The following is an 18276-nucleotide window of genomic DNA, read 5'->3' as shown; positions in this document are numbered from 1 at the left end:
AGGTATCCCCCTGCCGGATGGTGTAGAGGGTCCCGCCTTGGCAGGTCGGGGGGGCCACACCCGGGATGCAGATCTGCTGGCCGATCTGGAGGCGATCGGGATCCACCCCTGGGTTGGCGGCGATCAGCTGGTCGACGGTGACGCCGAACCGCTGGGCCAGGCGGAAGAAGGTATCCCCCTGCCGGATGGTGTAGAGGGTCCCGCCTTGGCAGGTCGGGGGGGCTACACCCGGGATGCAGATGCGCTGGCCGACCTGGAGGCGATCGGGATTGGTGATCTGGGGATTGGCCCGGATCAGGGCGTCCAGAGAGACGTTAAACCGCTGAGCAATGCGGAACAAGGTGTCCCCAGACCGGACGGTGTAGAGCTGCCCGCCGGGACAGGAGGGGACCTGCTGGGTGCCAAACCCTGAGGCCAGCCGTTCCTGCATCCAGCTGGTCTTGCCCAGGTCTGTCACGTTGATCACCCTCTCGAGGATAACGTTCACCCCGCAGGAACAGGCCCTGGCATCGAGCCCGTCCCCACGGCCGATGCCATCCTACGCTCGCCTAGGTCTGGAGGAACCGGGACTGGAGCACCGTGCACCTCCGGCACTCCCTCCTCCCCAAGCCCTGGTGCTCCTCTCCCGGTCCCCCGGCCCGGCCGGGCCATCCTGGGGCCTGAGGCCCAGCCTATCCCAGGGCCGGCCTCGCCGGTATGGGCCAGGGAGTTGGTCTGGAGAGCCCGAATGGAGAGAGGAGCGGGATGGTTGTTTCCGGCCTTGGTGCTCCATGGGAGGGTGAGCCGATGGAAGGTGGCTCCGGGACCGCTGGGAACCTTCCTCGGGGAAGGGGTCTACGGCCCGGTCGGGGCACCCCGCCTCCTGGCCCGTACCCTTGGGGCCAGAGGATGGGCCTGCCGGCCAGAGGAGTGTATGTGGTGTGGTTGTGGCTCCCCCACGGGTGCCATCTCCCCGTGCCTCCGCCCGGCCTGTGGCTTCCCGCCGGGCTCTACGCGTACACCGGCTCGGCGCAGCGGGCCCTCCCCGCCCGCCTGGGCCGGCACCTGGCCGGCGGTTCGGCCCGGCACTGGCATGTCGACTACCTGCGGGCCGAGGCCCAGGTGGTGGGCGCGGACGTCTGGCCGGAGGCCCCGCGTGAGGCGGAGTGCGAGCTGGCCGCCCGCCTGGCGGCCAGCCTCCCCGGCGCCTTCCGCCCTCCCCGGTTCGGCGCCAGTGACTGCCGCTGCCCCGGCCACCTGGTCGGCTGGGGGCCCAAGGGGGGCCGGGTGGCCGCCTACGAGGCGCCTGAGAGGCTCCATCCGGAGCTCCGGCCGGTGCTTCGGTCGTCCCCCCGGCCGTGGCAGGAGAGGAGGTCCACCCGATGAACGAGCGGATTCTGGTGATCCACGGCCCCAACCTGGGCCGCCTGGGACGGCGGGAGCCGGCCATCTACGGCCGGGAGACCCTGGCCGACATCGAGCGCCGGCTCGAGGCCCGGGCCCAGCGCCTGGGGTGCCAGGTGGAGTCGTTCCAGTCCAACCACGAAGGAGCCCTCATCGACCGGATCGAGGCGGCGGAGACGACCCACCATGGCATCATCCTCAACCCGGGCGCGTACGGCCACACCAGCATCGCCCTGCGGGACTGCCTGAGCGGGTCGCCGTTGCCGGTGATCGAGGTGCATCTCACCAATGTCCACGCCCGGGAGCCCTTCCGGCACCGCCTCCTGACCGCCGGAGCCGCGCTGGGCTTGGTGGCGGGCCTGGGTCCTTTGGGGTATGAGCTGGCCCTGGAAGGGCTGGTCGCCCACCTGCGAAGCCGCCATGGGACCTGAGCGAGCCCCCTTCCCCTGCGGCGCCGGCCTGCCCCGGGGCCCGTCGGGCCCGACGGGGCCCCAACCCTCGGGGGCCAGGATCGGGCTCTTCGTCCTCCTCTACGTGGTGGCCGTCCCCCTGGCCACCGCCGCGGGCGAGGCGGCGGCCCAGAGCCTCTGGCCTCTCCTCGCCCGTTGGCTGGGCGTGCCGCCCTGGTCCGGAACCCTCCCCGAGACGGTTGGGGGGCCGGTCGGTGGCCAGCCGGGGCTCTTCGCCCTCCGGGGGCTGACGGGCCTGCTGGCTGTGGCGCTCCTCACTGACCTTTTCCAGCGGGGCCTCTGGAGAGGCGGGCGAGGCCTCCGCCATTTGGGTCTGGCCGGTCCTGGGGCCGGGCGCGAGCTCCTGGTCGGGACGCTCCTGGGTGGGGGCGTCATGGCCCTGGTGGTTGGCATCCTCTGTCTCGCCGGGTGGGCGACGTGGCCCGCGCCGGCGCCGCCCGAGGCGGTCCCCCGGGGATGGGGGATCCTCCTCCTGGCGGTGGGGTTCGGCCTCTTCGCCGCCCAAGAGGAGCTCATCGCCCGAGGATTCCTCCTGCAGAGCCTGGCCGCCCGCTGGCCCTTCCCGGCGGCAGCCGCCGTCCAGGCCGCCTTTTTCGGCCTGGCCCACCTGGCCAACCCCCATGCCGGGGTGGCCTCCACCGCGGGCATCTTTTGCGCCGGCCTCTTCTTCGCCGCGGCCTACGCCCGCACCGGAAGACTCTGGCTCCCCACGGGCCTCCACATCGGGTGGAACCTGATGGAAGGGCCCATGCTCGGCCTGCCCTTGAGCGGCCTCCGGACCGCCCGGTTCCTCGAGACCCACCTCACGGGGCCCGTCCTCGCCACCGGGGGGTCCTTCGGCCCCGAGGCGGGCCTGGTCGCGGCCCTCACCCTGCTCCTGGCAACCTGGTGGCTCGTCGGGCGAGGGCGCCGGGCCCGGTGACCCGAGGGAGCGGGCCGGGCCCCTTGACCGGGACCCCCGCCCAGGCCCTTCGCCGGGAGCCCGTTCCCTTGGTGGAACCTCTCCCCTTACGCCTCCGGCGCGGGGCGTGCCGTCAAGACCCGGGCGACGTACCGGGCCAGCACCATCTCCACGTCCCCGATATGGGCCGGATCCAGCTGGTCCAAGGTGTCGCTCACCCAGTGGTAGTTGGGGATCTGTCCCCGCTCGTCCCGGCCGATGAAGGTGATGGCGGGAAAACCCTTCCGGATGGGGATGAGGGCGTCGGTCGGGAGGTAGTGGAGGGGCTCCCAGGCGCTGAGGAGCTCCCGTCCCGTCTCGGCCCGGAGCTCGGCGGCCAGCTCCCGGGCCAGCTCCACCAGCCCCCGATCGGCCGCGAAGGGGATGAGCATCCCCTCAGACGTCATGAACCGGAGCTGGCCGCCCCCCAGGTTGTCCAAGTTGATGAAGACGGTCCCGGGCAGGAGCTCCCGTCCCGGCCCCTTCATCCAGGCGGCCATCCCCCGCAGGCCCACCTCCTCCGACCCTGTAAAAAGGAAGCGGACCTCCACATCGTCCGGCACGGGAATGGAGGTCTCTTCCGCCCCGGAGGCGGCGCCGCCGGTGCCCGCGGGGGCCATGCGCTCGGCCAGGGCCAGGGCGATGGCGGTCCCAGAGCCGTTGTCGTTGGCCCCGTTGATGTCCCGGGCCAGCCCCTTGCAGACCAGGAGGAAGCCCATGGTCGCCGCCAGGAGCCCCATCAGTCCCCGCAGGACGGGCGCCACCCACCCCAGCTCGGGCGCCGCCAGCCGGAGAAGCATGGCCAGGGGGACGCCCAGGATGGCGCCATAGGCCAGGGTCAGGAAGGGGCGTACCAGGGGCCGAAACCACGGCGCGAAGAGGGGCGATGCCCGCTGGGTGTCGTAGTGGGCGGTGATCACCAGGGTGCGCCGGGCGGGCGCGGCAGCCGGCCGGATCGCCTCCACGTTCTGGGACGGCCGCAAGGGGAGGATCAGGTCCAGGTTGGGCCCCGAGCCCAGGAGCTCCCCCATGAGCGGCACCAGGGCCGCCCCGGCCCCGACGAGGGCCAGCCAGCTCCACGGGGATGGGAGCCGCTCCAGGAGCCAGGCCAGGAGCAGGATCGCGCCGCCGACCAGGGGCGGGCCCGTGTAGAGGGTCTCGCGGGGCGCCTGGAAGGGGTGCTCCCCCACCTGGTATCCGAGCTGCCGGAGGCGGTCGGCCAGCCAACGGGCCGCCGCCCGCTCGTGGGCGGTGGTGGAGCTCCGGTGCTCGAAGCGACGGGTCAGCGCGTCCAAGTGCTCCCAGGCGGACATGGCCTCACTCCTTCTTCCCTACCCCGATGAACTCGGGGCCCGGCCCCGAAGAGCTGAGCCCCCGGCGGGTCCCAGGAACCCCTTCGCCAGGCGCGGCGTCTTCCCTGGAATTGACGGGAGCGGCAGGAGTTTCAGAGCCCTGCAAAGAATGGTACCCCTGCGTGCAGAAAGCGGTTTCTCAAAGGGTGATAACGCTGGCCTCGGCGACCATCTACGATGTGGCCCGGCGCGCGGGGGTCTCCCCCGCCACCGTCTCCCGGGTGCTCAACGGCAACCATCGGGTCTCTCCGGAGCTGAGGCAACGGGTGCTGGAAGCGGCCCGGGCCCTCAACTACGCGCCCAACTACTCGGCCCGGAGCCTGAGCAGCCAGCGGACGGCCACCCTGGGCCTGCTCCTCCCCGACATTGCCAACCCCTTCTTCGCTGAGATCGCCCGGGGCGTGGAAGACGCGGCCGCCGAAGCCGGGTACACCCTCCTCATCGGCAGCACCGACGGCGACCCCTTGCGCGAGCAGCACTACGTGGCCAGCCTCCAGGCCGGCCGGGTGGACGGCATCCTCTTCGCCGGCGCCAACCTGGGCGCGCCCTTGCTGGAAGGGTGGCTCGTTCGGGGCGTCGCGGTGGGCTTGGTGGACCGGTTGGTCGACGAGGACGACGTGCCCGTCGATGCGGTCCTCACCGACAACGTGGAAGGCGGCGCCCTCGCCGTCCGGCACCTGCTCAACCTGGGCCACACCCGCCTGGCGGTGGTGACGGGGCCCCAACGGGTCCGCACCGCGCGGGACCGGCTGGTGGGCGCGCACCAGGCGGCCGCCGAGCGGGGTGTCAGCCTCGATCCGGACTTGATCATCGAAGGGAACTTCAAGGAGTCGGGCGGGTATCAGGCCGCCCGGATCCTCTTCTCCCGCCCCAACCCGCCCACCGCCATCTTTGCCCAAAACGACATGATGGCCTTGGGTGTTCTCCGCTATCTGGAGGAGGCGGGGATCCGGGTGCCCGACGAGGTGGCCCTCATCGGCTTCGACGACATCGCCTTCGCGGCCCTCAGCCGGCCGGCCCTCACCACCATCGCCCAGCCCAAGTACGAGATGGGACGACTCGCCGCGCAGCTCCTGGTTGAGCGGCTTGCCGACAGCCAGCAGGCCCCCCGCCGGCTGGTCCTTCAGCCCCGGCTGGTCTTGCGGCAGACCACCGTGGTCCACAGGGAGGCATGAGAGATGAACACGACCCAGTCCGCATCAGCCGAAAGCGCTTTCACCCCAGCCGGTGACCGTCAGGGGCCGGAAGTGCTGGTCATCGGCAGCCTCAACATGGATCTGACGGTCCACGTGGAGGTCCTGCCTGCCCCGGGTGCCACCGTCATGGGCCAGAGGCTCCGCACCTCGCCCGGCGGGAAGGGAGCCAATCAGGCCATGGCCGCCAGCCTGGCCGGAGCGCCCACCCGCATGGTGGGCCGGGTCGGCCGGGACGCGTACGGCGAGGCGCTTCGGCAGTCCCTGGCCCAAGGCGGGGTGGCCACCGACGGGCTCATCGAGGACAGTGAGGCCCCCACCGGTGTGGCCCTGATCACCGTGGAGGAGTCGGGCCAGAACACCATTGTGGTGGCTCCGGGCGCCAACGCCAACCTCTCCCCCGGGGATGTGGAGGCGGCCGCACCCTGGTTTGAACGGGCGGGGATCCTGGTCCTGCAGCACGAGGTCCCCGTCGAGACGGTGGAGCGGGCGGCGGCCCAGGCCGCGTCCCTGGGGATCCCCGTCCTCCTCAACCCGGCGCCCGCCCGGCCCGTCTCCGCCCAACTCCTCGCCCAGGTCACTTACCTGGTGCCCAATGAGACGGAGGCCATGGCCCTCACCGGGCTCCCCTCCCTTGACCAGGATGAGGCGATCCGGGAGGCGGCGCGCCGGCTGGCCGCTCAGGGCCCCCGGTACGTCATCCTCACCCTGGGCCGCCGGGGCGCCTTCGCCTGGCTCGACGGGCAGGAACTTTGGGTCCCCGCCTTCCCCGTCACCGCCGTCGATGCCACCGCCGCCGGCGACGCCTTCGTGGGCGGCCTGGCCGCCGAGCTGGTCCGGGGTACCGAGGTGGCCCAGGCCCTGCGGTTCGCCGCGGCCTGCGGGGCCCTGACCGTCTCCCGGCCCGGCGCCCAGGCCAGCCTGCCCGCCCGGGAGGAGGTTCTGGCGTTCCTGACCCAGCAGGGGGTGAGCTACCCGTGAGTCCAGGCGCCCGTCCGGACGTCCACGCCCCCACGCCCCGGCTGGCGGTGCGGGGGATCCGGAAGGTTTTTCCCGGCGTCGTCGCCCTCGACAGCGTGGATCTCGACCTGTATCCGGGCCAGATTCATGCCCTGGTGGGCGAGAACGGCGCCGGCAAGTCCACCCTCATGAAGGTGCTGAGCGGCATCTACCGGCCCGACGGAGGCCAGATCCTCTGGGACGGACAGCCCGTCGAGCTCCGCTCGCCGGCCGAGGCCCGGGAACGGGGCCTGGCCATCGTCCACCAGGAGTTCAACCTGGTGGGGCCGCTCTCGGTGGCGGAGAACCTCTTCCTGGCCGAGATGCCCACCCGGCGGGGCTTCCTCCAGATCCAGGAGATGCGGCGGCGGGCCCAGGAAGTGCTCGACCGGCTGGGGGTGGCCATCGATGTCACCCGGCCCGTGGAGAGCCTGACCGTGGCCGAGATGCAGATGGTGGAGATCGCCCGGGCCCTGGCCCGGGACTGCCAGGTGCTCATCCTCGATGAGCCCACCGCCGCCCTGACCCAGGCGGAGGTGGAGCGGCTCTTCACCCTCCTCCGCACCCTGCGGGCCCAAGGGGTGGCCCTGGTCTACATCTCCCACAAGCTGGATGAGGTCTTCGCCCTGGCCGACTGGATCACCGTGCTCCGGGACGGCCGCCAGGTGGGCAGCGGCCCCGCGGACCAGTGGACCAAGGATCAGGTCATCGCCCGCATGGTGGGCCGGGAGCTGGCCGGCCGGTTCCCGCCCCGGCGCGGCGCCCGGGGCCGGCCCCTCCTGGAGGTGCGGAACCTCTCCCTCCCCGGCAAGCTCTTCGACATCAGCTTCACCCTCCACGAGCATGAGATCGTGGGGCTCTTCGGCCTCATGGGAGCCGGGCAGGAGGTCCTGGCCCGGGCCCTCTTCGGCGCGGTCCGGGGTGTTGAGGGAGAGATCCTCCTCAACGGCCAGCCTGTCCGCCTCACCAGCCCCCGGGAGGCCATCGCGCACCACCTCGCGCTGGTCACCGAGGACCGGAAACACGAAGGGCTGATCCTGGGCGAGGATGTGGTGGCCAACACCACCCTGGCCTCCCTGGAGCGCTTCACCCGGGCGGGCTTCCTCGAGCGGGGCCGCCAGAAGGCGGTGGCCGCCTCCTTCGTGGAGCGCTTGAACATCCGCACTCCCTCCCTCCACCAGGAAGTGGGGTACCTGTCGGGCGGGAATCAGCAGAAGGTGGTCCTGGCCAAGTGGCTGGCCACCGATCCCCGGCTCTTCATCCTGGTGGAGCCCACCCGGGGGATCGACGTGGGCGCCAAGAGCGAGATCTACCAGATCATGGACGAGCTGGCCCGGCAAGGCCGGGCGGTCCTCTTCATCTCATCGGAGCTGCCAGAGATCCTGGGCCTTTCCGACCGGATTCTGGTGATGGCCAACGGTCGCCTGCAGGGCGAGCTGGACCCGGAGCAGACCTCCCAGGAGGAGATCATGCGGCTGGCCACGGGCCTGGCCCGGGCCGGCCAGGCCACCGCTCCGGGCCGACCAGTGGGAGGTGAAACGCCATGACCCAGAACCGCTGGGTCGCGTGGATGCAACGGTACGGCATGTTCGCCATCCTCGTGCTCCTCTGCCTGATCCTGGGGCTGATGCACGAGCGCTTCTTCACCACCGCCAACCTGCTGGTGGTCACCCGCCAGGCGGCCATCAACGGCCTCCTGGCCGCGGGGATGACGCTGGTGATTCTGACGGGCGGCATCGACCTCTCCGTCGGCTCGGTCCTCGCCCTGGCGGGCGCCGTCTCCGCCGGAACCCTGGCCGCCACCGGCGACCTGACCTGGGCCATCCTGGCGGCCCTGGCCGTGGGGACAGTCCTGGGCTTCATCAACGGCCTCTTCGTCGCCTACCCCAACCTGCCCCCCTTCATCGTCACCCTCGCCACCATGGCCTGGGCCCGGGGCCTCACCTTGGTCTACACCGACGGGCGCCCCATCCTGATCCGGGATGCGGCCTACCGCTTCATCGGCGGCGGGTACCTGGGCCCCCTCCCCGTTCCGGTGGTCATCCTTCTGGTCACCTACCTGGTCCTCTGGATCTTCCTCACCCGGACCCGGTGGGGGCGGCTCATCTACGCGGTGGGGGGCAATGAGCAGGCCTGCCGCCTGGCCGGCATTCCCGTGCCCCGGGTGAAGACCCTGGTCTACACCGCGTCGGGCTTTTTCGCCGGCTTGACGGGCTTGGTCCTGACGGCCCGGCTGGTCTCGGCCCAGCCCACCGCCGGCGCCGGCTACGAGCTGGACGCCATCGCCGCCGTCATCCTCGGCGGGACCAGCCTGGCCGGCGGGCGGGGGAGCATCTTGGGGACGCTGGTGGGCGCGCTCATCATGGGCGTCCTGGACAACGGCCTCAACCTGATGAACGTTTCCCCCTTCTACCAAGAGGTGGCCAAGGGCCTGGTCATCCTGGGGGCGGTCCTCCTCGACTGGGCCCTCCACCGGGCGGGCGCGCTGGGCCTCCGCCCGGCCGCCAAGGAGACGGCTCCGGGCGAAGGAAGCGGGCCCGACCCATCCGCGCTGGCCAGCCACTAGGAGGCGATGGAACCATGCGGCGTCAGGGGATCCTCCATCCCCAGATCAGTCGGATCATCAGCGAGATGGGCCATACCGACGGGCTGGTCGTGGCCGATGCGGGGCTGCCCATCCCCAAAGGCGTGGAGCGGGTGGACCTGGCCTTCCTGCCGGGTGTCCCCTCGTTCCTGACGGTCCTGGACGGAATCCTGGCCGAGCTGAGCATCGAGGGCGCCCTCCTCGCCCAGGAGATCCAAGAGGCCAACCCGACGCTCTGGCGGGAGGTGCAAAGCCGGCTCCAGGTCCCCATCGAGTACGTGCCCCACCAACGGTTCAAGGAGCGGCTCCCTTCGGTGCGGGCCGTCATCCGGACGGGGGAGTGCACGCCCTATGCCAATGTGATCCTCTTCTCCAGCACCCAGGGGATCTTCCCCGGCTGACCGGGCGCTGCCCGGCTGCGGTGCGGCCCCCCGGTTGGGTGGAGCCGGGCCCGCCGGCGAGGCCGCGGGCCCGGGAGTCGCCCGGCGCAGCCAGGGACTCTGGGGACGCTTGCAAAGGAGGTGATGCGGGGCATCCATCCTGCGTGCGGCGTTGGGCCGCCTCCCTCATGTCGTGTCGTTGAGGGCATCAGGCTGAAGCATCACCATCGAGGAGGGTGAACGGTGAGAAGAAGCTGGATCGTCCCTGTTCTGCTGGTGGCGTTCTTCTTGAGCTCGACGGCGGCGGCGTGGGCCCAGACCATCGGGCTCTCCATCTCGACCCTGAACAACCCCTTCTTCGTGGACCTGCGGGATGGGGCCCAGGCGGCCGCCCAGAAGGCAGGCGTCCGGCTGGTGGTCGGCGACGCGCAGGACGACCCCGCCCGGCAGCTGGCTGACATCGAGAACTTCATCGTCCAGGGCGTGGACCTGATCATCGTCAACCCCACCGACTCGTCGGCGGTGGTCCCCGCCATCCTCCAGGCCAACGCCGCGGGCATCCCCGTCATCACCGTCGACCGGGGTACTGACGATGGCGAGGTGGTCTCCCACATCGCCTCCGACAACGTGGCCGGTGGCCGGATGGCTGGCGAGTACATCGTCGAGCAGCTGGGCGGTAGCGGCAAAGTGGTGGAGCTCGTGGGCATCCCCGGCGCGTCGGCCGCCCGGGATCGGGGCCAGGGCTTCAATGAGGTGATCGGCCAGCACGCCGGCATCCAGGTGGTCGCCCGCCAGACGGCCAACTTCGACCGGGCCCAGGGCCTGTCGGTGATGGAGAACATCCTCCAGGCCCAGCCCGAGATCGACGCGGTCTTCGCCCACAACGACGAGATGGCCCTGGGTGCTCTGACGGCCATCGAGGCGTCGGGCCGGAAGATCATGGTGGTGGGCTTCGACGCCACCGACGATGCGGTCCGGGCGGTGGAGGAGGGCCGGATGGCGGCCACGGTGGCCCAGCAGCCCATTCTGATGGGCGAGCTGGCCGTCCAGACGGCCATCGCGTACCTCCAGGGCCAGGCGGTGGACCCCTTCATCCCCGTGCCCTTGATGCTGGTGACCAAGTAGTCCCGCGCTGCCCGCCTCGGTTGGCCGAGGCGGCGGTCCCAGCAGGAAAGGCGCCTCACCGTGCGAAATATGGGCCGGGCCCTTCGGGGGGCCCGGCCCTTCTTCCGGGGGCTCCTTCCCGGGCGCCCTGGGGCCGTGCCTCGCCTGGTCCCTGCCCCACCGTGCTCCTCCCGGGCTTGCAGGCCTTTCCTTCACCAGAGGCTTCTGCCAGAGAGGAAATGAGAGGAGTCGCGTTCTGGGGCTCGAAGACTTTAATTGTGAACGTGCTCACATTCTTGTTCCTTCGGTGCACCCCTCGTAAGCTCACCAGCCTGGAAAGGATGAGCTTTTTTGCATGTTGTCGTCTGTGTCAAGCAGGTCCCCGATAGCCGGGAGATCCGTATCGACCCGGTGACCAACACCCTGATCCGGGAGGGCGTGCCGTCCATCGTCAACGTCTTCGACCTCCACGGGGTCGAAGAGGCGGTCCGGATCAAGGAGCAGTTCCCTGGCACCCGGGTGACGGTGGTCAGCATGGGGCCCAAGTCGGCGGTGGCCGCCTTGCGGGAGTGCATCTCCCTGGGCGCGGATGAGGCGGTGCTGGTCAGCGACCGGGCCTTCGCCGGGGCGGACACCCTGGCCACGTCCTACGTGCTCTCCGAGGCCATCCGCAAGGTGGCGGACCAGTGGGGGCCCGTGGATCTGGTCATCTGCGGCAAGCAGACCCTGGACGGCGACACGGGCCAGGTGGGGCCGGGGATCGCCACCCGTTTGAAGCTGGAGCAGCTCACCTACGTGGAGCGCATCCGCCAGATCGATCCTGAGGCCCGGCGGATCACCGTCGAGCGCCACCTGGAGGACGGTGTGGAGGTGGTGGAGACCGCCCTCCCCGCCCTGGTCACCGTGGTGGAGGGGATCAACCAGGTCCGCCGGGCCAGCATGCCCGGCATGCTGCGGGCCGTCCGGTACGAGCCCATCACCTGGACCGTCGACGATTTCCCCGAGATCGACCGGACCCGGATCGGCCTCAAGGGGTCTCCCACGGTGGTGGGGAAGGCGTGGGTCCCTGAGCCCGTCAGCCGGGCGGGCGAGACCTTGACGGGCCAGGACGGCGAGGAGGGCCCGGGCACGCCCGCCGAGGTGGCCCGCCAGCTCTTCGACCGGCTCCTGGCCACGGAGCTGCCGGCCCAGATCGGCTGGGCGGTGGCCCCGGTTCCGGCCGGCGATGGGGGCGCCGGCACGCCCGATGGGAGCCCGGTGAATGGGGGTGTTGCGTGATGGCCAAGGGGAAAGCCCAAGAGGTGCAGGTTCCCACGGACCACGAAGGGGTTTTGATCATCGTTGAGCAGCACGGCGGCCAGGCCAAGAGCGTGAGCTGGCAGCTCCTCGGCCAGGGCCGGCGGATCGCCGACAAGCTGGGGACCCGGCTCATGGCCCTGGTCATGGGACATCAGGTGGAAGAGGTGGCCCAGGAGGCCATCGCCTACGGCGCCGACGTGGTCTACCTGGCCGACGATCCTGTCCTGGAGCAGTACCGGACCCAGCCCTACGCCCACACGGCCGTCGAGGTGATCCGGGAGGCCAAGCCTGAGATCTGCCTGGTGGGCGCCACCTACACCGGCCGGGACCTGGCCGGGGCCATCGCCACCCTGGTGGAGACGGGCCTCACCGCCGACTGCACCCAGATCGACGTGGAGCCGCCACCGTCCCGCCTCCTTCTGGCCAGCCGGCCGGCCATGGGCGAGAAGCTGATGGCGACCATCCTCTGCAAGCAGCGCCGGCCTCAGATGGCCACCGCCCGCCCGGGGGTCTTCGAGGCTCTGCCCAAGGACCCGTCCAGGCAGGGTGAGCTGGTGCGGGTGCCGGTCACCATCCGGGAAGAGGAGATCGCGGCCCGGGTGCTCGAGTTCATCCGGGATCCCAACCGGGTCAACTTGGAGGACGCCCCCGTCATCGTGGCCGGCGGCATGGGCATGGGCGGCCCCGAGGGCTTCGAGATGCTCCGGGAGCTGGCCCGGCTCCTGGGCGGCGAGGTGGGCGCCACCCGGCCGGCGGTGGATGCCGGTTGGATCGACCGGGCGCACCAGATCGGCCAGACGGGCCAGACCGTCCGGCCCAAGCTCTACATCGCCTGCGGCATCAGCGGCGCGGTCCAGCACGTGGTGGGCATGGAGGGGAGCCAGGTGATCGTCGCCATCAACCAAGATCCCGACGCCCCCATCTTCCAGGTGGCCGACTACCGGATCGTGGGCGACGTCCACCAGATCGTCCCGGCCTTGATCGAGGAGGCCCGCCGGCGGGCGCTGGTGGGAGAGGAGGCGGTGGCGCGTGGCTAAGGAGCACTTCGATGCGGTGGTGGTCGGCGCCGGGCCAGCAGGGGCGGCGGCCGCCTACACCATGGCCAAGGCCGGCCTGTCCGTCGTCCTGCTGGACCGGGGCGAGTTCCCCGGGGCCAAGAACATGTTCGGCGGGATCATCTACCGCCACGAGCTGGAGGAGCTCATCCCCGGGTGCACCCAGGAGCGGACCTTCCCCGTCGAACGGCACATCACCGAGCAGCGGTACTGGCTCTTGGGGCCCGAATCGGTGGTCTCCATCGGGCACAAGCACGAGCGGTTCAACAGTGAGCCGTACAACGCCTGGAGCACCTTCCGGGTCAAGTTCGACCCGTGGCTGGCGGGCAAGGCGGAAGAGGCCGGGGCCCTTCCCATCTACCAGACGGTCGCCACGGGGCTGATCCGGGACCGCTCGGGTCGGGTCATCGGCGTCCACACCGACCGGGAGGACGGCGACCTCTACGCGGACGTGGTGGTCATCGCCGACGGGGTGAACAGCCTCCTCGCGGAGGAGCTGGGGGTCCACCGGACCTGGCGGCCCGATGAGGTGAGCCTGGCCGTCAAGGAAGTGATCGCCCTCCCCCGGGAGACCATCGAAGAGCGCTTCAACCTCGAGGGCCGAGAAGGGACCACCATCGAGTTCCTGGGCGCCACCAGCCAGGGCATGACCGGACTGGGCTTCCTCTACACCAACCGGGAGAGCATCTCCCTCGGCATCGGCGTCATGGTGAGCGACCTGATGCGGAGCGGGGTGAAGCCCTACGAGCTCTTGGAGTCGGTGAAGGCCCACCCCATGATCCGGCGCCTCATCAAGGGCGGCGAGACCAAGGAGTACTCGGCCCACATGATCCCCGAGGGGGCCTGGCGGTCCATGCCCAAGCTGGCCGGCGACGGCTGGGTGATCTGCGGCGACGCGGCCCAGATGGTCAACTTCGTCCACCGGGAGGGGACCAACCTGGCCATGGCCTCGGGCCGGATGGCCGGCGAGACCATCGTCGAGGCCAAGGCCAACGGGGACCTGAGCGCCCAGGCCCTGGCCGCCTACGAGCGGCGGGTCCGGGAGTCCTTCGTCGGCAAGGATCTGAAGAAGATCCAGCGGATGCCCGAGTTCCTGGCCAGCCAGGACCCCAAGCAGCTCTTCGACGGGCTGATCGGGGCCCTCAACGAGGCGGCCTTCCGCTTCTTCACCGTGGACAGCCGGCCCAAGGCCCAGACCCACAAGGAGATCATGCAGGACCTGATCCAAGCGGCGGGCGGCCCCGGCGGCCTCCTGAGGCTCGCTTGGCGAGGATGGAGGGCGATCAACGGATGAGCGTGCAGACTCAGAATGGGAAGCAGGCGGCCCCGGTGACGGTCAACCTGGAGGCCAAGCTCTTCACCATCCGCTACAAGGCGGACACCGCCCCCCACCTGGCCATCCGGGACCAGGCCGTCTGCGCCGCCTGCGAGCGGCCCTGTGAAACCTTCTGCCCCGCCCGGGTCTACGAGTGGCAGGCAGGCGAGGGACGGATGCATGTAGCCTTCGAGAACTGCCTGGAGTGCGGCACCTGCCGGATCGCCTGCCCCCACCAGAACATCGACTGGCGCTACCCGACGGGCGGGACGGGCATCGCCTACCGGTACGGCTGAGGCCTCCCGGGCGGCGCCTCCCAAAGGCCACAGCACAAGCAGCCACGGCCAGGCCGGGCCCCATCGGGGCGGGCCTGGCCGTTCGTCTCCCGGGGAGGATCCCGGCCCCTGGCAGCGAATTCCAAATCCATCCGTTCGTCCATCCGTTTCCAAGGGCTATCCGTTTCCGATGGACATCCGTTCCAGACCGTCTGCCCAGGGGGAGCCAAGGAGGCGATTCCCCTGGCTCAACCTGTCCTCCGAGGCCGCCCGCTCAGGGCCCGCCGCCCCGCTCTGGTGGACGCGGTCGCCGACTTTCTCATCCACCTCCGGCTCGAGCGCCAGGCCAGCCCCAACACCCTGCGGGCCTACCAGCGGGATCTCCGGAGCTTCTGCCGGTTCCTCTCCGAACGGGGCGCGGAGCCCCTGGCCACCTCGCCCGAGGCCATCCACCGGCCCGATGTCCGGGCCTACCTGGTCTACCTCCGCCGGGAGCGGGCCCTCCGGCCGAACTCCATCGCCCGGCACCTGGCCTGTCTGCGCTCCTTCTTCCGCTTCCTCCAGCAGGACCCTGGCTGGCGTCTCCCCCACGACCCAACGGCGGGGCTGGTTCAGCCCCGGCCCGCCCACCAGCCGGCCCCTGGCCTCTCCCCTGCGGCGGTGGAGGGGCTCCTGGCCGCCTGCCAGCGCCTCTCCCCCTACCCCTGGCGGGACCGGAGCGCGCTCCAGCTGGTGGCGGCCACCGGCTGCCGGATCAGCCAGCTGGTCCAGATCACCTTAGGCGACCTGGCCCCTAACGAGCCCCGCCTCAGCCTCCCCGGGCCGCGGGAGCCGCGGGTGGTGCCCTTAGACGGCCACACCCTCCGGGTGCTCCGGCGCTACCTCCAGCGGGAGCGACCCCAGCTCGCGGCGGCCGGTCGGCTGAGCCATGACGCCCCCCACGGCCCCCTCTTCCTGAGCGCCCGGGGCGCCGCCCTGAGTGCGGCCAGCCTGGAACGCCTCTTCCGGCGAGCGTGGGTGGAGGCAGGCCTTCCTCCGCCCGTCTCCATCCAGGCCCTGCGCCGGAGCGCCTGGCGGGCCCAGGCGAGCCGGCGCGCCCCATGACCCTTTCGGGCTGGTTGAGTGGGACATATGTCCTTTCCTCTTCGGGAACTTCGTCCCTTTCGTTCAGCATTCTTCCTGATGAGAATGAGAATGGTCCTTATTTCACGGACCAAGACCCTTCTGGACGGCCCGTGCTTGGGCCGGGCTGTCCGGTTCTGGTGCCGTCGGGGGTGCTGGCAACGAAGCAGCGGGCCGTTCTTCTCGTCGCTCTCCTCGTCGCAGCCTTCGCGGTGGGAGTGGGGTTGGTCGGCCGCCTGGCCGGCGGAGCCTTTTTCAGCACAACATCCCCAGGGGCCGCGGCTGGCTTTGCCGGACGGGTGATCGATCCCCCACTCCCTGCCCCCGACTTCACCGTCATCGACCACCATCAACGGCCCTTCAGCCTTAGCGGCCACCGGGGGCAGGTGGTCGTTCTTTTCTTCGGGTACACCAACTGTCCCGACGTCTGCCCGGCCACCCTGGGCCAGTTCAAACGGGTGAAGCTCTTGCTGGAGGAGCAGGCCGAGCACGTCCAGTTCGCCTTTGTCACCGTCGATCCCGAATTCGACACCCCCCAGCGCCTCGCCGCCTACATCGGCCCCGTCGATTCGGACTTCCTCGGCCTCTGGGCAAGACCGGACGAGCTGGAGCCCATCCTGCGCGCCTACGGGGTCTATGTGGAGAAGACCCCCGCGGAGGAGTCGCCCACCGGGTACTGGATCACCCACACCTCCTCCAGCTACGTCATTGACGGCGAGGGCCAGCTGCGGCTGCAGCTGCCCTTCGGCACCCCGCCCGAGGCGGTGGCCAGTGACTTGCGGCGGCTGATCGCCGAGCTTTGAGGAGGGTGGAGCTCATGATCACCGTGCCTCCCCAGCTTGGATCCCCACCCGCTCGGTTCCTGGCGGGGCTCCTCCTCGCCTGCCTCGCCTTGGCCGGCGGGACGGGCGGCGTGGCGGCGGAGGCCCGCCCCGCCGGCGGCGTGGAAGCGGGTTCGGTGGCCATCGAGGCGGCCTGGGCCCGTCCCGGCTTTCCGGGCGGCACCTCGGCCGTTTACATGGTGGTGACCAACCGGGGCGAGGAGCCCCTGCGGTTGGTGGGCGCTCAGACGGCCGTCGCCCAGGAGACCCACCTCCACCGGACGGTCCTGGAGGAGCGGGCGGGCGCCGGCGGTGAGACCCACCAGGTGATGCGGATGGAAGATGCAGGCCTGTTGGAGCTGGCACCGGGCGAGAGGCTCCTCTTTGAGCCTGGCGGGCTGCACGTCATGTTGGTCCACCTCACCCAGGCCCTCTCCGGGGGCGACCGGTTCGAGCTCACCCTCCTCTTCGACGGCTTGGATCCCATCACCCTGGCGGTGCCGGTCCTCTCGCCAGGCGAGGCGCCTCCGGCCCCGGGGTCGGGCCTGTGAGGCGGCATGGTTTGGAGGGCACCGGGGGCGGCGAAGCCCCGTCGGGTTCCGTGGGGTTGGGTGGCCCTGGGGCTGGCTGGACCCCTCGCGGCGGCGATCATCGCCTTCGCCATCCTCCAACCGGTGAAGGTCCTGCCCCTGGGCGAGCCAGCGCCCGTCTTTGAGCTGATGGGCCCAGGGGGCGAGCCCTTCCGCTCCCACGAGCGGGACGGGCGGATCGTCTTCTACTTTCTGGGGATGGGCCGGGACCGGGAGCGCACCGGGCCCCTGTTGGAGGCGATGGCGGCCACCGCCCAAGCCCTCACGGACCGGGGCTGGCTGGGACGCCGGGTGGAGCTCGCCTTCATCACCCTGGATCCCGAGCACGACACGCCGGCGGAGCTGGCCCGGCTCGCCCGGGAGCGGGGCTTGGACCGGTTCATGAGCGCTGCGGCCGGTGAAGGCCCAGGCCTCTCCCTCCTGACCGGCTCGCCCGTGGCGGTGAAGCTGGCGGTGGGGACGGGCTTTGGCCTGTACTACGAACCGCCCGCCCTGGTGGACGGCACCCTCCGTTTCGTCTACCAGCCGACGGTGATCGCGGTGGACGGGGGCGGGAGGGTTCGAGCCCGCCGCCCGGGGCCGCCGGCGGTGGCGACGCTGGTGCGGGACGCCGAGCTCTTGGTGGAGGAGGCAGACGCCCGGGGGGCCAGCCGGCTCCTCTTCGCTGGGGCCCATCTCTTCCTCTGTTATGTGCCTTGAGGGGTTGGGGGAGCGAAGACGCCACGTTCGTGGAGGTGGACGATCATGTTGCCAGAGGAGGCTGTCCGGCGCCAGGCGGCCGTTGAGGTCAGCCCCGAGGCCGACCGGATGACGCCCCGAGGCACCCTGACCATCCTGCTCGGGTACCTCTTGGTCATCATCGGTCTGTGGGGCTACGCGTACATCAAGCTGATCTTAAGGAGCTAGAGCCATGCACGTCCATCCTTATGAGCGCGCCTGGATCATCGTCTCGGTGGCGCTGTTGATGGTCTTCGGCGTCGCCATCGTGGTCAGCAGCCTCTCCATGGGCATCCAGATCCCCGGCCTGAGCGCCCGGCTGGCTCCCGTCTCCCCCGACGGCTTCGCCAGCGATGAGCCCTGGGTGCGGCAGCTGGGCCCGGGCCGGTACGAGGCCAACGTCTTCGCGCAGATGTGGGCCTTCCAGCCCTCGGAGATCCGGGTTCCGGCCGGGTCCACCGTCACCTTCTACCTGCACAGCCGGGACCTGCTCCACGGCTTCAAGATCCTCGACACCAACGTGAGCCTGATGGCCATCCCGGGCCAGGTGGGCAAGGTGACGGCCACCTTCAACCAGCCCGGCGAGTACCTGATCGTCTGCAACGAGTACTGCGGCGTCGGCCACCAGGCCATGTTCGGCCGGCTCATCGTTGAGGAGCCGAGCGCTACGCTCTAGG

The 18276-nt window shown here is 70.7% G+C and carries 21 protein-coding genes; 19 read left to right on the top strand and 2 right to left on the bottom strand.

Annotated elements, in window-relative coordinates:
• Positions 1–466 (bottom strand): LysM peptidoglycan-binding domain-containing protein (locus tag FWJ67_RS06690; RefSeq protein ID WP_414482653.1); only part of this gene is annotated, 466 nt, incomplete at its 3' end.
• A gap of 452 nt (positions 467–918) precedes the next feature.
• Here FWJ67_RS06690 and FWJ67_RS06685 point away from each other — a divergent pair.
• From FWJ67_RS06685 to FWJ67_RS06675, 3 genes are read left to right on the top strand one after another with little or no spacing between them, the layout of a single operon-like run.
• Positions 919–1365, top strand: a complete 447-nt coding sequence (locus FWJ67_RS06685) for a GIY-YIG nuclease family protein (RefSeq protein WP_304173973.1) — start codon at positions 919–921, stop codon at positions 1363–1365.
• Positions 1362–1814: a type II 3-dehydroquinate dehydratase gene (gene aroQ, locus FWJ67_RS06680; protein WP_304173975.1), complete on the top strand. Its 453-nt coding sequence runs from the start codon at positions 1362–1364 to the stop codon at positions 1812–1814. Before FWJ67_RS06685 ends, aroQ begins: the two co-directional genes overlap by 4 nt.
• A complete protein-coding gene (locus tag FWJ67_RS06675) occupies positions 1804–2775 on the top strand; it encodes a lysostaphin resistance A-like protein (protein ID WP_414481866.1) in 972 nt (323 codons plus the stop codon). The genes aroQ and FWJ67_RS06675 overlap by 11 nt, the downstream gene beginning before the upstream one ends.
• An 86-nt stretch (positions 2776–2861) precedes the next feature.
• Here the strand turns inward: FWJ67_RS06675 and FWJ67_RS06670 are convergent, their stop codons facing one another.
• Entirely contained in the window at positions 2862–4106 is a 1245-nt protein-coding gene (locus tag FWJ67_RS06670; RefSeq protein WP_304173979.1) for a M28 family metallopeptidase, read from the bottom strand.
• Between the two features lie 185 nt (positions 4107–4291).
• Here FWJ67_RS06670 and FWJ67_RS06665 point away from each other — a divergent pair, with 185 nt between their 5' ends.
• The 16 genes from FWJ67_RS06665 to FWJ67_RS06590 all read left to right on the top strand — a co-directional run bounded on the left by FWJ67_RS06665 (position 4292) and on the right by FWJ67_RS06590 (position 18275).
• Positions 4292–5320: a LacI family DNA-binding transcriptional regulator gene (locus tag FWJ67_RS06665; protein ID WP_304173981.1), complete on the top strand. Its 1029-nt coding sequence runs from the start codon at positions 4292–4294 to the stop codon at positions 5318–5320.
• Between the two features lie 3 nt (positions 5321–5323).
• Positions 5324–6319: a ribokinase gene (gene rbsK, locus FWJ67_RS06660; RefSeq protein WP_304173983.1), complete on the top strand. Its 996-nt coding sequence runs from the start codon at positions 5324–5326 to the stop codon at positions 6317–6319.
• Positions 6316–7884, top strand: a complete 1569-nt coding sequence (locus FWJ67_RS06655; RefSeq protein WP_304173985.1) for a sugar ABC transporter ATP-binding protein — start codon at positions 6316–6318, stop codon at positions 7882–7884. Before rbsK ends, FWJ67_RS06655 begins: the two co-directional genes overlap by 4 nt.
• A complete protein-coding gene (locus FWJ67_RS06650) occupies positions 7881–8903 on the top strand; it encodes an ABC transporter permease (protein ID WP_414481867.1) in 1023 nt (340 codons plus the stop codon). The genes FWJ67_RS06655 and FWJ67_RS06650 overlap by 4 nt, the downstream gene beginning before the upstream one ends.
• 14 nt (positions 8904–8917) lie before the next feature.
• Entirely contained in the window at positions 8918–9322 is a 405-nt protein-coding gene (rbsD, locus tag FWJ67_RS06645; RefSeq protein ID WP_304173989.1) for a D-ribose pyranase, read from the top strand.
• Positions 9323–9571: 249 nt separating this feature from the next.
• Complete coding sequence (rbsB, locus tag FWJ67_RS06640; RefSeq protein WP_369686582.1) at positions 9572–10426, top strand: ribose ABC transporter substrate-binding protein RbsB; 855 nt, start codon at positions 9572–9574, stop codon at positions 10424–10426.
• A gap of 330 nt (positions 10427–10756) precedes the next feature.
• Complete coding sequence (locus FWJ67_RS06635; protein WP_304173993.1) at positions 10757–11683, top strand: electron transfer flavoprotein subunit beta/FixA family protein; 927 nt, start codon at positions 10757–10759, stop codon at positions 11681–11683.
• Positions 11683–12741 carry an electron transfer flavoprotein subunit alpha/FixB family protein gene (locus FWJ67_RS06630; RefSeq protein WP_304173995.1) on the top strand — a complete coding sequence of 353 codons (1059 nt, stop codon included), beginning with the start codon at positions 11683–11685 and terminating at the stop codon, positions 12739–12741. The genes FWJ67_RS06635 and FWJ67_RS06630 overlap by 1 nt, the downstream gene beginning before the upstream one ends.
• The gene (locus tag FWJ67_RS06625) at positions 12734–14053 is read left to right on the top strand and encodes an FAD-dependent oxidoreductase (protein ID WP_304173997.1); all 1320 of its coding nucleotides are present in this window, start codon (positions 12734–12736) and stop codon (positions 14051–14053) included. Before FWJ67_RS06630 ends, FWJ67_RS06625 begins: the two co-directional genes overlap by 8 nt.
• Positions 14050–14370 (top strand): ferredoxin family protein, encoded by a 321-nt coding sequence (locus tag FWJ67_RS06620; protein WP_304173999.1) that lies wholly within the window; start codon positions 14050–14052, stop codon positions 14368–14370. The genes FWJ67_RS06625 and FWJ67_RS06620 overlap by 4 nt, the downstream gene beginning before the upstream one ends.
• Positions 14371–14646: 276 nt before the next feature.
• On the top strand, positions 14647–15453 hold the full coding sequence (locus FWJ67_RS06615; protein WP_304174001.1) for a tyrosine-type recombinase/integrase: 807 nt from the start codon (positions 14647–14649) through the stop codon (positions 15451–15453).
• 170 nt (positions 15454–15623) lie between these two features.
• Positions 15624–16274, top strand: coding sequence for an SCO family protein (locus FWJ67_RS06610; protein ID WP_304174004.1), 651 nt, complete (start codon positions 15624–15626; stop codon positions 16272–16274).
• Positions 16275–16288: 14 nt separating this feature from the next.
• Positions 16289–16843: a copper chaperone PCu(A)C gene (locus tag FWJ67_RS06605; RefSeq protein ID WP_304174006.1), complete on the top strand. Its 555-nt coding sequence runs from the start codon at positions 16289–16291 to the stop codon at positions 16841–16843.
• Between the two features lie 6 nt (positions 16844–16849).
• Positions 16850–17581 carry an SCO family protein gene (locus tag FWJ67_RS06600; RefSeq protein WP_304174008.1) on the top strand — a complete coding sequence of 244 codons (732 nt, stop codon included), beginning with the start codon at positions 16850–16852 and terminating at the stop codon, positions 17579–17581.
• A 45-nt stretch (positions 17582–17626) separates the two neighbouring features.
• Positions 17627–17788: a hypothetical protein gene (locus FWJ67_RS06595; protein WP_304174010.1), complete on the top strand. Its 162-nt coding sequence runs from the start codon at positions 17627–17629 to the stop codon at positions 17786–17788.
• Between the two features lie 4 nt (positions 17789–17792).
• On the top strand, positions 17793–18275 hold the full coding sequence (locus FWJ67_RS06590; protein WP_304174012.1) for a cytochrome c oxidase subunit II: 483 nt from the start codon (positions 17793–17795) through the stop codon (positions 18273–18275).
• Position 18276: the final 1 nt, after the last annotated feature.

The organism is Limnochorda sp. (assembly GCF_047459355.1).
In the GTDB taxonomy this organism is placed as follows: Bacteria; Bacillota; Limnochordia; order Limnochordales; family Limnochordaceae; genus Limnochorda.
The sequence above is the reverse complement of the archived record's forward strand: the minus strand, read 5'-3'. Positions and strand labels throughout refer to the sequence as shown.